This is a genomic window from Chryseobacterium sp. HNCC26DJ241 (assembly GCF_057180505.1).
The window spans coordinates 15,161-29,032 of the sequence record NZ_JBXUGL010000009.1 but is presented as its reverse complement, the minus strand read 5'-3'; the positions used below and the strand labels follow the sequence as shown (position 1 = coordinate 29,032).

Below are 13,872 nucleotides of genomic sequence, written 5' to 3'. Positions count from 1 at the left end.
CTTATGAAAAATTTTGTTTTAAAAACGGGAGTATTTTGTCTTTTGGTTTGTGTGTTGATTGGTACTTTTTACACCTATCTTTATTATAAAAAGAAAGATGAAGTAGTGAAGATCAGCAAAAAAAACATCATCATTGGAGATTCTAATACACGTTGGTCTATTGATGATAAAAAACTTTCAAATTATGCCAATTATTCTGTAGGGGGAGAAACCTATCTTTTTGCATATACCAAACTTAAAATTTTTAATAAATCGAACAAAATAGATACGCTTCTGCTTTCTTTCAGCCCACATAATTTGATTAACAATATCTGGTGGGATGATACTGTAGAAAGTTCAATTGAAAACAGAATGCCTGCTTTTTTCCAAAATTTTACATGGGAAAACCATTTGGATATGATAAAGGTTATTCCTAAAAATTATATCAATTCTCTGTCAAAAATCGGAAAAAGCCAAATTTTTGGAAGTTTCGGAAAATCCGAAAACAAAGATCCTTTATTTCGTTTTGGAAGTTTTACTCCAGAAAAACAAAATGAAACCCAGATAGAAATGGTTCCATACGAATACAAAAAGCCTGTAATTACAGAAATAGAAGTAAAATATCTAAAAAAAATAATAGAAGAATGTAAACAAAAAAAGATACACCTCATTTTGATACAGCCTCCTAAAAATTATTTAAGAAAAGACTACAAAAATTATGCTCACAGAGATTTTTATGACTTTTATTTCAAAAACCTGAATACGATTGACTTTCTTGATTTTTCAAGATTGAAACTCCCAAAACATGCCTATTATGATATCATGCATGTCGATATAGTAGGCGCAGAATATTTCAGTACCTTTCTTCAGAAAGAAGGCATCAACCAATTATTACATTCCAAATACAATTTAAAAAATGATTATAGGTAACGGATTAATTGCTTCATTATTTAAAGATGTTGATGATGATAATGTGATTTTTTTTGCATCAGGTGTTTCCAATTCTTCGGAAACTGATCCTAATCAGTTTCAACGTGAAGAAGATCTAATTCTTGATACATTAGCTTATACTCAGGATAAGATTTTTGTTTATTTCAGTACTTGTAGCATCTATGATTCTTCTAAAACCAATAGTCCATATGTTTTGCATAAACTTCGCATGGAAGAATTGATAAAAAACAATGTCAAAAATTATATGATGCTTCGTGTGAGCAATGCTGTAGGAAAAGGCGGAAATCCCAATCTTTTGATGAATTATCTTGTGCGTTCTGTCAGCAACAACGAGACCATTAATGTCCATACAAAAGCAACCAGAAACATCATTGATTCCGAAGACATTAAAAAAATAACACTGAAACTTTTGGAGAAAAAAAACTTCAATAAAATTATTAATATTGCTTACCTGCAAAATTATTCTATTGTTGAAATTTTGGAAATCATAGAAAACTTTTTCTCCAAAAAACTGAATCTGAACCTCATAAAAGCAGGTTCCGGGTATGAAATCAACATTCCCGATATAGAAGATTATTTCATAGAAAACGGATTAGAAAATAAAGAATCTTATCTTTACAAAATCTTAGAAAAATATTATTCTTAAAAAATGAGTGATTTTAGGGAAAAGCTCTCCGGAAAAAACGTTTTAGTAACAGGAGGAGCTGGTTTTATAGGATCTAATCTTTGTGAGGAACTCCTGAATCTTGGAGCAAAAGTTACTTGTTTCGATAATTTTTCAACGGGGAAAAGAGAAAATTTGGAAACGTGTAAAAATGATCCAAACTTTACTCTTATCGAAGGAGATATTCGTAATTTGGAAACATGTAAAAAAGCCTGCGAAAATCAGGATTTTGTTTTGCATGAAGCAGCACTTGGCTCAGTTCCTCGTTCTATTAATGACCCTATTACAAGTAATGACGTGAATGTAGGCGGATTTCTGAATATGCTTATTGCAGCCAGAGATTCCGGTGTCAAAAAATTGGTATATGCTGCCAGTTCTTCCACTTATGGAGATTCTGAAACTTTACCTAAAGTGGAAGATAAAATCGGAAAACCGCTTTCTCCGTATGCAATTACAAAATATGTAAATGAACTTTATGCTGATGTTTTCAAAAAAACTTACAATTTTGACACAATTGGATTAAGATATTTCAACGTTTTTGGAAGAAAACAAAATCCAGATGGAGCATACGCTGCCGTTATTCCTAAATTTGTGATGCAGTTTATGAATTATGAAAGTCCTACAATTAATGGAGGTGGTGAATATTCACGTGATTTCACTTATATCGACAATGTTATTTTAATGAATCTTCTGGCACTTACTTCGGAGAATATTGAAGCTCAGAATCAGGTTTACAATACTGCTTTCGGGGAAAGAACAACTCTGAATGATTTGGTAAAATATCTAAAAGAATATCTTTCGGAACTTGATCCGAAAATTGCTGATGTAGAAGTCATTCATGGCGACTATCGAAAAGGTGATGTCCCACATTCTTTGGCAAGTATTGATAAAGCAAAAAATTTACTAAACTATAATCCTCAGTTTTCCATGAGAGAAGGCTTGAAAGAAGCTGTAAAATGGTATTGGAAAAATTTGAAATAAAATTATGAATCATAAAATTTCTATCATCGGATTAGGATATGTAGGCCTTCCGTTGGCAAGATTATTTTCTACAAAATACCCGGTAGTTGGTTTTGATATTAATGAAAAAAGAATCGCGGAACTCAAATCCGGAAAAGATGAAACTTTGGAAATTGAAGACGACTTGCTGAAGTCTGCTTTAGTTGAAAATAATCCAAAACCGGGAGAGATCGGTCTCTTCTGTTCCGGAAAACTGGAAGATATTGCAGATTCCAATATTTATATAGTTACCGTTCCCACTCCCGTTGATACAAATAATAGACCTGATCTTACACCACTTTATAAAGCCAGCGAAACCGTCGGAAAAGTTTTGAAAAAAGGAGATATTGTCATTTATGAATCTACTGTATATCCTGGAGTTACTGAAGAAGAATGTATTCCGGTTCTCGAAAAAATTTCCGGATTGAAATTCAATGAAGATTTCTATGCAGGCTATTCCCCTGAAAGAATCAATCCAGGAGATAAAGAACATACTGTAGAAAAAATTCTGAAAGTAACATCTGGCTCCACTCCGGAAATCGGAAAAATTGTGGACGGACTATACAAATCCGTGATTACAGCAGGAACTCATCTCGCTCCTACTATCAAAGTGGCAGAAGCTGCAAAAGTGATTGAAAACTCTCAAAGAGATATCAATATTGCTTTTGTGAATGAATTGGCAAAAATTTTTAATCTGATGGGAATTGATACTCACGAAGTTTTGAAAGCAGCAGGAACAAAATGGAATTTTCTTCCTTTCAAACCAGGATTAGTTGGTGGACATTGCATTGGTGTCGATCCCTATTATTTAGCACAAAAAGCTCAGTCTTTTGGATATCATCCGGAAATTATTTTGGCAGGAAGAAGAATGAATGATTCTATGGGACAGTATGTGGCAAGCCAAACTGTAAAGCTAATGCTAAAACACGATCTTAAAGTAAAAAAATCCAAAGTTTTGGTATTAGGATTTACATTCAAGGAAAATTGTCCTGATTTTCGAAATACAAAAGTAGTAGACGTGATAAAAAATCTTAAAGAATACGGAACACTCGTTACTGTTTTTGATCCTTGGGCAAATCCGGTAGATGTTCAGCATGAATATAACCTGACTACTTTAACCGAAATGCCCAATGAAAAATTCGATGCTATTGTTTTAGCAGTTTCACATGATGAATTTATAGGTTTGAATTTTAACGATTACCTTGTCGAAAATGGAGTTATCTATGATGTAAAAGGAGTTCTGGAAAAACAGGAAAATATGAAAAGTTTATAAAGACGAACTCACTTTTCTATTATTTCAACAAAAAAATCAACAGATAATCAGATGTTTATCTTTCGTATCTCCATTTAAAAAGTTTAAATCCAAGATTTGTCGGAAGCGAAATAAACAAATGTTTCTTCTTCAAATCTTTTGAAAATTTTTTAGAAAAATAATCTGCAAAACTTAATCTTTTCAGCTTGGAATATTCTTTATAGCTTCGTTTCCAAAGCTCTTCATTTTTTTGGGCTTTCCAGTTCATTTCCAGAGTGACAATTTTGAAATTTATCAAATATTTCAAAATCATTTTTTTTCTTTCCGGATCTTTTTCATTTTTATAATATCCATCAATTTTTTGAGCAATGGTAATCCAATTATCAAAATGAATTTTTTTCCTGTTATGAATTACAGAATTTTGATGAAGATAATATTTGTATGTTTTTTTCCGCAAAAAGGCAACAGATGTGAGAAAAAGTGCCATTTCAAAAGTGTGAAGAGAATCCTGTGCATAAAGTCCTTTTGTAAAAAGCAACTGGTTTTTTCTTAAAAAATCTACTCGTATCAGCTTATTCCAAGAGGAAACGGCAAAACCTCCATTCACCACTTCCTTTAAAATTTCTGCATTTCCGATCAGTTCATTCTCTTTTGTATTTATGGGGAAAACATCCGACTTTATATTGTCTGGAAGCCGTATTCCTTCCACTTCGCCCATTGTCATTTCATAATCATTTTCTTCTGCCAATTTTACGAGGCTTTCAATAGCATCCGGAAAAATTTCATCATCGCTGTCCACAAAAAAAATGTATTTTCCTTGAGCCAATTCAATTCCTTTATTGCGAACAACAGAAAGTCCCGAATTATCTTCAAGATCTACCAAATGCCAGTTTTGCAAATTATGCTTCTGAATAAAATTTTCTGCAACAGCTGCACTGGAGTCCGGTGTTTTGTCGTTTACCAAAATAACTTCAATGTTTTTATAGGTCTGATTCTTAATGGATAAAAGGCAATTTTCCAAAAAATCTTCACACTTAAAAACAGGAATAGAAATGGTTACTAAAGGATACATGAATTTTGTTTAACTTTCTGCAAAAATACTTATTTTAGGTGGAAACGATTATATTTGTAAAATATTAAATTCAAATGCAATTGCTTTCAAAATTTTTTCTGAAAATCCTGAAAAACAGAAATTTGAAATTCCTGAAAAATCATCCTGATTCCGAAATCGGGAATCCGTTAAGATTTGGGGATTATTGTACTTTTGCTCTTTATCCTCATTTGAAAAAAGTAAAATTCGGGAATAATATAGACATCCGTAATTATTGTAATATTCTTGTGGGAAATAATGCAGAACTGTTTTTGGGAAATCATTTTTTTATGAATAATTATTGTTCTATTAATTGTCTGGAAAAAATAGAAATTGGAGAAAACACACTTTTTGGGGAAGGCGTAAAACTATATGACCACAACCATGAATATTCCACAAAACCGGAACTGAAAGTGGAACATCAAAAATTTAAAACAGCTCCCATCAAAATCGGAAAAAATTGTTGGCTCGGAAGCAATGTTACTGTCCTAAAAGGAGTTACAATTGGTGATAATACCATTATTGGTGCGGGTTGCCTTATATATAAAGATGTTCCGGCAAACTCTATTGTGAAAAATAAAACAGAAACTATTACCGAATAAATAAAAAGAGGAGAATGATCAAGAAACTTTTAGAAAAGCTAAAAACATTACTGAATCAGCAAATGGAGATTCCGAAGAGTTATCCTTTTGTGATGTATGAAGAGGAGAAACAATTACTAAAAAAATACTTATCCCAATCTAAAAACTATTTAGAATTTGGAACCGGAGGAAGCACATTGTTTAGTTTGATAAACTCGGATGTCCGCATTACTTCCGTTGATACCAACCAACCTTGGATATCCTTTATCAAGAAATATAAAATCATTCAAAAAAATCTTGGAACAAGACTGAACATCCATTTCATTGACATTGGCCCCACCAAATATTGGGGATATCCTGTAAATGATGATGCAAAAAATAAATTCCCGGATTTTTCTTCTAAAATTTTTTCAGTAACGGATTCTTCTAAATACGACATCATTCTGGTAGACGGCAGATTTCGTGTTGCATGTGCTTTACAATCCATACTAAAATGCCATAAGAACAAAAATCTAAAAATACTGATCCACGATTATTCCATTCGTGAAGATTACAAAATTGTGGAAAACTTTCTGGACATTTTAGAGTTCAGAAAAACGCTGTATGTTTTCAAAATCAAGGAAAATATAGACATAGAAGAAGTTTCCAAACAATATGAAAAATTTCAATACATTACAGACTAATAATTTCCTGAAAAGTAGCATGATTTTCCATCCATATTCCCAAAACCAATAAAGCCCAATGTCTGTAATTGTAATTCAGATGTTTTTGTACTTCTTTGAAATGTAGTTTTTTAAATATTTTTGCAGAAGGAGTTTTTAAAATTTTATCGGTAAGCATTTCCATTTCAGGAATTTTTAACCAACTATCAATAGGCGCACCAAATCCCTGTTTCTTTTTATTCAGGATATTGTCGGTAAGCAAATCTCCATATGCTTTTCTCAGAATCAATTTTGTTTGTTTTTTGTTTACCTTATACTTTGAAGGAAGTGAGCAGCAAAATTCAACCAGATTTTTATCTAAAAAAGGAGTTCTTAGTTCTATGGAATGCATCATGGCAATTCGATCGTCTTTTACCATATAATCTCCTGGAATAATGGTGTTAATATCCATTTTCAGGCATGTATTAAGGTTGTTTTTATCCAGTGGAAAATTATAAGAATGACTATAAGGTTTATGATATTTCAACAGCTTTTTTGTTTCCTTTTGAGTGAAATTGTTGTGTACTTTTTCTTTTTGGTATGCAATAATATCCGAAAATTTAGCCCTAAAAATCTTATCCAGAAAATAATTCTGTGGTTTTGAAAGGCTCATTTTCTCACTTATGGAAGATCCCGCTTTGTACAAAGGAAGAAGCGGCGTAATTGAGCCTCCTTTATCCAGAATTTCATGCTCTTTTTGATACCATTTGTATCCTCCGAAAAGCTCATCACCAGCATTTCCTGTAATAACAACGGTCATATTTTTTGAAGCTTCTTTGCAAATGGCATAAGTTGCCAGTATAGCTGTATCTGCAAGAGGTTCGTCTAATTTATGAAGAACTTCTACCAGAATTTTAGGAATTTCAGAATCGGGAATGGTTACTTCTTGGTGGTCGGTGTTATATTTATTTGCAATTGTTCTTGCTTCCGGCATTTCATCCCAGTCTCCTTCGTATTTAAATCCGAGAGTAGATAAATTTTGGGTATATTGTGAGGAGAGTGCTACTAAAGTTCCTGAGTCTAATCCTCCACTAAGAAAAGCTCCTACTTTTACATCTGCCACCATTTGTCTTTCTACCGATTTCTCTACAAGATGTCGAAATTTTTCAATAGCTTCCTCTTCAGAAATTTCCAATTCTTCTTCCGGAAAGTTCCAATAAGAAGATATACTAATCTTTCCATCTTTGTAGAGCAACTGAGAAGCAGGTGGTAATACTTTTATATTTTTATAGATACTTTGGTTGCTGTTGACATACATATGTCTTAAAAAATGGAAAATCGCTTCATCATTAAGCTCCGCATCTACTAAACCTGTTGCTAAAATAGCTTTGATTTCGGAAGCAAAAATAAATTCACCGTTTTTCCCGATAGCATAGTAAAATGGTTTTTCCCCAAAACGATCCCGAACACAAAATAATTGCTGCTTATCCTCGTCCCATATTGCGATAGCGTACATCCCGTTAAGATGCTTTGGAAGATCGGCACCGTACTTTTGGTAAAGCGCAAGTATTACTTCTGTATCTGTATTGCTCTTAAAAGTATAATCTTTGATTTCGGATTTTAATTCTCGGTAACCATAAATTTCTCCATTGAAAACGATACACTCTTTTCCTGTATCGGAGTACATGGGCTGATGCCCTCTTTCTGAAATATCTACTATAGATAATCTTCTAAAGCCTAAAAAGCAATTTTGAAAAAATTCATGACCTTCATCATCCGGACCACGATGACTGATCGAGTCCGTCATATCCTTCAAAATAATTTTATATAGGGGTTCCTTAGCAATATCTTGCTTTACGATTCCTGAAATTCCACACATTTGTTTTTTTAGGGAATAAAGTTAGCATTATTTTTTTAAATTTGAGCTAAATTTTTTTTGAATGGTTTTTTCTATTCTTATTGCCCATTATAATAATTACGAATATTTCAAAGAATGCTACCAAAGCATCTTGAATCAGACTTATAAGAATTTCGAGATCGTTCTTGTAGATGATTGCTCCAATGATGGCTCATTCGAAAAAATAAAAGAATGGACAAAAGATGATACTCGTATAAAGATTTTTAGAAATGAAGAAAATATGGGAGTGGGTTTTACCAAAAGAAAATGTGTACAAAATGCAACAGGAGAAATTTGTGGATTTGTAGATCCGGATGATGCCATTACAGAAAATGCAATACAAGATATTCTCAAAAATTATCATTCTGAGAAAATCGTTGTGGTATATTCCCAATTTCAATTGTGTGATAACGCATTGATCCCAAATAAAATGTTCACTTCTTCGAGGCAAATAAAAAACAACGACCAACTGTTTTTCAATATTTTTCTCGAAGCCAATCATTTTTTTACATTCCGAAAATCTGCCTATGACAAAACCTCCGGAATAAATCCTAAACTGACCTCGGCAGTAGACCAAGATCTATATCTGAAGATATATGAAAAAGGAAATTTTAAATTTCTAAAAAAACCACTCTATCTATACCGCTTACACGAAAAAGGGGTTTCCCAAGAAAAATCCAAAAAAGGAAAACTGAACCAAAACTGGCATTCCGTAATTTTGGATACGCTCCACCGCAGAAATATTTCCAGACTTTATGGTAAAAATATTTCTGAAATTGATAATCTACCAGAGTTTATTTTCCGAAAACAGAATACTATCTTTGCAAAATTATTAAGAAAGTTCGGATGACAGATATTTTTATTAAATCTTTTAATCGCCCGTATTATTTAGATCGTTGTATTTCCTCAGTGTACAAACTGGTATCAGGAGATTTTAAAATTACGGTTTTGGATGATGGAACCGCAGAGAAATATCTGGAAAAAATTCAGAATAGATATCCGGAAATCACGATATTAAAATCAAATTCTTATCCTCAAAAAATCAAAGCTGTTCAGGAAAATCTGGAAACCGGAAAAGAAATAAACGGTTTTGAAATTCCAACGGATTTTTGGATCGAAGCAGCAAAAAACGCTTCGGAATATTTTATTATGACGGAAGATGATGTTTGGTTTACTAGAAAAATTGATCTGGACGAACTGGTTTCAGATTGCAAAAAATGGGAGATCTATCTTTTGAAATTAGGTTGGCTGGGAAATTTTATTGATGATAAGAGCCTTGAAATCCAAAGCATTAGCACCAACATCAATGCTACCATTCCGAAAAATTTTTTCTTGAGCACAGAAAAGATCATGGAAGCCTATTTTTATAATCATTTTAAATTTTTTACGATCCTCTACAAACTTGGAAAAGTAGACAATGAAACCCGCCGAAAATATTGGTCACTGAATTCCATTTTGATGGGGCTTTACAAAAAAGAATACTGGCTGGAAATTTGGAAAAACATGCATGGGAAAGTTGATGAAAAAAGACAACTCATCAATGCTTCTGTGTTTTACAGGAAAAATAAAAAAAATAAAAATTTTATTTCCCGTCTGAAAGATGAAGCTCTGAAAACCACTTTTCAGAGTTCTGCTACCAATTCGTATCATCAATATGGAAATGAGTTTGATGTCAATATATTCAATCATCACATGAATGAAGCCTGGTACAAAGGTGATTTTGATGCAATGCAAAATTTTCCGAAAGATTTTTCCTTAGACTATTTTGAAAAATTTTTGGGCAAAAAAACAAACAAAACAGAATGGAAAAAATGGGTGGAAAATTTCAAAAAGCATTACAAAGAAATAGGTTGCAATGTTGAAAACTGATAAACAATTTTTTCCTGCTCTTACCGGTTATCGTACTATTGCTGCATGGATGATTTTCGTATATCATTTTACACCATTCGGCAATCCGAAATATCCTGAATTTTTGAAAAAGATCATTTGGGAATTTCACATAGGTGTGGATATGTTTTTTGTACTCAGCGGATTTTTAATTACTTACCGCTATTTCAATGATTATCCTATCCACTTCAAAAAATATATGGTAAATCGTGTTGCAAGGATATATCCGATGTATTTTCTAATTACGGCTGCCGTTTTTCTGGTTTGGTTTTTTCAAAATAATTTCTGGAATTCTGAAAAAACCATTGAAGCCATTCTTTCGTTTACCATGACCAAAGCTGTTTTTGAAAAATACGTTCAGGCGGGAATTCCGCAAGGATGGACACTTACACTGGAAGAAATGTTTTATTTTACAGCTCCGTTTTATTTTATTCTTGCCCGAAAAAACAAATGGTGGATTATTGTTTTGCCGATACTTATATTTTTGTTCGGAACATCCTTGAAATATTTTAGCCAAATTCCCGAAAATATTTGGGGTTTTATGCAAAAAAATATTTCCACCTATATTTTTGAATTTTTTGCAGGAATTGGATTGGCTTATCTAATGCTGAAAAAGAATATAAGATTCAAAAAAAATTGGGTTACTTGGTTCGGAGCATTTTTTATCATGGTATATCTTGTTGGGAAACATTACGCTGCCAGTTTTTACAATTTTAAAAGTGATTTTGGGCGTGCTTCTGAAATGATTTTTCTTTCCGTTTTAGGAATCGGGCCTTTACTTTGGGGGCTCATCCATGAAAAAACTTTTGTTCAGAAAATATTGGGAAGCCCGATATTTGTTTTGCTGGGCAAAAGTTCTTACATTTTTTATCTTATTCATAAAGGTTTCATTTCAATTTTCATTAATGATTACATTAGCAGCAACAAATTGATTATCTTTATTTTACTAAACATTATTTCCATCATTTTATTCACTTATATTGAAGAACCGATGAATCATCTGATTCGGAAAAAATTCGGAAAAAAGTAAAAAAGCGATATGAAGAAAGAAAAAAAAATAAAAGTACTTTTCCGACATCGTTCCATGGAAATGGGAGGTGTGGAAAAAGTTCTTTTAAGTATGCTGAACAACCTGAATAAACAAAAATTTGATATCTCCCTGTCTCTCAATCTTTTTCAGGGAGAATTACGAAATGATATACCAAAAGATATTCCTTTTAAAACTTTAGCAAAAGGAAAAGAAGATTTTCCTAAAAACAAGTTTCTAAATAATCTTGCATTAGCATTTCGAAGAATGAAATTATTTGTATATCAGAAATTTCCCATAATTCCGGACAGATTTATTTTAAAAAATAATGCTGATGTAGAAATTGCAACCGGATATACCATGTTTTCAGATGTTCTGAACTCTTCCAACAAAAAATCTAAAAAAATAGGATGGTTTCATTCCGATATTACTTTTCCGAAGCTACAGCCTGCCGTTCCTCTGATTCTAAACCAAATTCCAAAATTTGATTATTTTATTTTTGGTTCTCAGCAGACAAAAGATATTTTATTGAAAACCTACCCCGATATTAAATTACCTGAAAATCAAGTTATTTTAAATGCAATTCCGATAGAAGAATTGAAGGAAAAAGCGTTGGAATTCAAACCTGATTTTGAAACCGAACATCCTGTTTTTGTTACAGTTGGAAGGCTGCATTCCAGAAAAGGGCATCACAAATTAATGGAAGCTCATGCCCAACTTTTAAAGGATGGTTTTCCACATAAAATATTTGTAATCGGTGATGGAGAAGAAAGGGAAAATCTTGAAAAACTTACAAAAAATCTGAATGTAGAAGGTTCATTTGTTTTTCTTGGTTCACTACTGAATCCGTATCCTTATGTGAAAAATGCAAATTTTTTCATTATGCCTTCAGAATCTGAAGGTTGGCCGTTGATAATTGCAGATACTCTGATCTTGCAAAAGCCAATTATTTCGACCAATGTTGGCGGAATTCCGGAAATGATCGAGCATCAGAAAAATGGATACCTCATCCATTATGAAATTTTCGAAATGTATGATGCCATGAAAAAATTCATGACCGATTCTCATCTTATTTCAGAGATACAGGAAAATTTAAAAAACTCTGAAAAGCAGTTTGATAACCAGAAAATTTTCGACGCTGTTGAAAATATTATTGTTAAATTAGTAGAAAATAATCAATGAATTTCCTTTACAGAATTATATTGAAGATCCATACCATATGGCAAAATATCTATGATAAAGCCTATATTGAAAATTGTAAATCCAGAGGTTTGAAAGTAGGAAAAAATGTAATTTTCATTGAGGCTCCGGATTTTGGTTCAGAACCTTATCTTATTGAAATTGGAGATAACACGAAAATCACCGCTGGTTGCAAATTTATTACTCATGATGGAGCTATGTACACCATCCGAAGCATGAAAAAATACGAAGATGCTCGAAACTTCAGCAGAGTAAAAATTGGAAAAAATTGCTTTGTGGGAAATGATTGCATTTTTCTTCCCGGATCACAGATGGGCAATAATTGCATTTTGGGAGCCGGCTCACTTCTCAATTCTTCCATGCCCGATAATTCTGTATATGCAGGAGTTCCGGCAAAATTCATTTGTACTATTGAGGAATATGGAGACAGAGCTTTAGAAAACAATGTGATGTATCCTCGAGAATTGGAGCTTAACCGTCCAAAACTGGATGCTTATATTAAGGAAAATCTGCCCCATATCTATAAACCTGTAAGAAAATAAATGTCACAAAAAAAGAAAATCCTTATCAGAATAGGTTCTTTGCGTCATGGTGGTGCAGAAAAAGTGCTGGTCACTTTTCTAAAAAACATTCCATCGGACAAATATGAAGTTGATCTTCTTCTGAATCTTCATTCCGGAAAATATCTTCCCGAAGTTCCAAATTGGATTACGGTTTTTTATCTGCATAAGGGCGAAATGATTACTACCAACCGTCCAAAAGATATTCCCAAAAAAGCAAAAAGAGTAATTTACGAATACTTGTTGAAAAAATTTCCGAATTGGCTCTATAAAAGAATTTTAAAAAATAAAAAATATGATATAGAATTTGCTGCCATTCATGGGATGAGAGATGAGATCTTGAGTTCTCCTATAAAATCATCTAAAAAAATTATGTGGATTCATAATGATCTTTCTCAGGTGAAAGGATATAACGATTCCGAAATCCTGAAATTTTTTGGTTTTGATAAAATAATGGTGATTTCGGAAAAAATCGAACATCTTTTCATGAATTTAGCAAAAGATGATGCTGAAAAAAATAAGATCATTCGTATTTACAATCCACTGGATACAAATGAAATATTAAAAAAATCTGAATTTCCGGTTGAGAAATATGCATTCGATAAAGATGTTCCCACTTTTATTTCTGTAGGAACTGTATTTCCACAAAAAGGTTTTGACAGGCTTTTGAAAGTGCACAAAAAACTATTGGATGAAGGGTTTCATCACAAAATTTTAATTGTTGGTGACGGATATGATTTTGAAAATATCAAAAAATTAAAAACCGGACTTGGAGTGGATCAAACTGCCACCATGCTTGGTTTTACGGATAATCCTTACCCTTATTTCAAAAATGCGAATTTTTATATTTTAAGTTCGCGATATGAAGGCTTTCCAACTGTGCTTTTTGAAGCCATTACACTGAAAAAAAATATTATCGCTACTGACGTTTCCGGTGTGAGGGAAATGCTGGAAAATGGGAAACTCGGTCTTATTACCGAAAATTCTGAAGAAGGAATATATGTAGGAATGAAAAAGGCTTTAACAGAGTCGCAAATATTTGCAGAATATCAAAATAATTTTCAAAATTATGCGATGCCTTTCAATCTTGAAAATTCTGTACATTCCATTATGAAAATTATAGATGAACTCTAAAATTAAAAAA

Annotated in this window: 14 protein-coding genes; 12 read left to right on the top strand and 2 right to left on the bottom strand. The window is 32.5% G+C overall.

Annotated features, from left to right (window positions below):
- Positions 1-3: 3 nt before the first annotated feature.
- From AC2A1C_RS06600 to AC2A1C_RS06585, 4 genes are read left to right on the top strand one after another with little or no spacing between them, the layout of a single operon-like run.
- Positions 4-909 (top strand): hypothetical protein, encoded by a 906-nt coding sequence (locus AC2A1C_RS06600; RefSeq protein ID WP_484024572.1) that lies wholly within the window; start codon positions 4-6, stop codon positions 907-909.
- On the top strand, positions 896-1,576 hold the full coding sequence (locus tag AC2A1C_RS06595) for an NAD-dependent epimerase/dehydratase family protein (RefSeq protein ID WP_484024570.1): 681 nt from the start codon (positions 896-898) through the stop codon (positions 1,574-1,576). The genes AC2A1C_RS06600 and AC2A1C_RS06595 overlap by 14 nt, the downstream gene beginning before the upstream one ends.
- A 3-nt stretch (positions 1,577-1,579) precedes the next feature.
- Complete coding sequence (locus tag AC2A1C_RS06590) at positions 1,580-2,575, top strand: SDR family oxidoreductase (protein ID WP_484024568.1); 996 nt, start codon at positions 1,580-1,582, stop codon at positions 2,573-2,575.
- A 4-nt stretch (positions 2,576-2,579) separates the two neighbouring features.
- Positions 2,580-3,866 (top strand): nucleotide sugar dehydrogenase, encoded by a 1,287-nt coding sequence (locus tag AC2A1C_RS06585; protein ID WP_484024566.1) that lies wholly within the window; start codon positions 2,580-2,582, stop codon positions 3,864-3,866.
- Positions 3,867-3,921: 55 nt separating this feature from the next.
- Here AC2A1C_RS06585 and AC2A1C_RS06580 read toward each other — a convergent pair whose 3' ends face one another.
- Positions 3,922-4,917: a glycosyltransferase gene (locus AC2A1C_RS06580; RefSeq protein ID WP_484024565.1), complete on the bottom strand. Its 996-nt coding sequence runs from the start codon at positions 4,915-4,917 to the stop codon at positions 3,922-3,924.
- A 74-nt stretch (positions 4,918-4,991) separates the two neighbouring features.
- On the opposite strand from AC2A1C_RS06580, the gene AC2A1C_RS06575 reads away from it, so the two are divergent.
- The gene (locus AC2A1C_RS06575) at positions 4,992-5,537 is read left to right on the top strand and encodes an acyltransferase (protein ID WP_484024563.1); all 546 of its coding nucleotides are present in this window, start codon (positions 4,992-4,994) and stop codon (positions 5,535-5,537) included.
- A gap of 14 nt (positions 5,538-5,551) precedes the next feature.
- On the top strand, positions 5,552-6,199 hold the full coding sequence (locus AC2A1C_RS06570; RefSeq protein WP_484024561.1) for a hypothetical protein: 648 nt from the start codon (positions 5,552-5,554) through the stop codon (positions 6,197-6,199).
- Here the strand turns inward: AC2A1C_RS06570 and asnB are convergent.
- Positions 6,189-8,036: an asparagine synthase (glutamine-hydrolyzing) gene (gene asnB / locus AC2A1C_RS06565; protein ID WP_484024559.1), complete on the bottom strand. Its 1,848-nt coding sequence runs from the start codon at positions 8,034-8,036 to the stop codon at positions 6,189-6,191. The genes AC2A1C_RS06570 and asnB overlap by 11 nt on opposite strands.
- 61 nt (positions 8,037-8,097) lie before the next feature.
- Here asnB and AC2A1C_RS06560 point away from each other — a divergent pair, with 61 nt between their 5' ends.
- Genes AC2A1C_RS06560 through AC2A1C_RS06535 form a run of 6 tightly spaced genes read left to right on the top strand, consistent with a single transcriptional unit; the run spans position 8,098 to position 13,862 of the window.
- Positions 8,098-8,904 carry a glycosyltransferase family 2 protein gene (locus tag AC2A1C_RS06560; RefSeq protein WP_484024557.1) on the top strand — a complete coding sequence of 269 codons (807 nt, stop codon included), beginning with the start codon at positions 8,098-8,100 and terminating at the stop codon, positions 8,902-8,904.
- Entirely contained in the window at positions 8,901-9,923 is a 1,023-nt protein-coding gene (locus AC2A1C_RS06555; protein WP_484024555.1) for a glycosyltransferase family 2 protein, read from the top strand. The genes AC2A1C_RS06560 and AC2A1C_RS06555 overlap by 4 nt, the downstream gene beginning before the upstream one ends.
- Complete coding sequence (locus AC2A1C_RS06550; RefSeq protein WP_484024553.1) at positions 9,910-10,971, top strand: acyltransferase family protein; 1,062 nt, start codon at positions 9,910-9,912, stop codon at positions 10,969-10,971. The genes AC2A1C_RS06555 and AC2A1C_RS06550 overlap by 14 nt, the downstream gene beginning before the upstream one ends.
- 9 nt (positions 10,972-10,980) lie before the next feature.
- Positions 10,981-12,150 (top strand): glycosyltransferase, encoded by a 1,170-nt coding sequence (locus AC2A1C_RS06545; RefSeq protein ID WP_484024551.1) that lies wholly within the window; start codon positions 10,981-10,983, stop codon positions 12,148-12,150.
- Positions 12,147-12,710, top strand: coding sequence for an acyltransferase (locus AC2A1C_RS06540; protein ID WP_484024549.1), 564 nt, complete (start codon positions 12,147-12,149; stop codon positions 12,708-12,710). Before AC2A1C_RS06545 ends, AC2A1C_RS06540 begins: the two co-directional genes overlap by 4 nt.
- Complete coding sequence (locus AC2A1C_RS06535) at positions 12,711-13,862, top strand: glycosyltransferase (protein ID WP_484024547.1); 1,152 nt, start codon at positions 12,711-12,713, stop codon at positions 13,860-13,862.
- Positions 13,863-13,872: the final 10 nt, after the last annotated feature.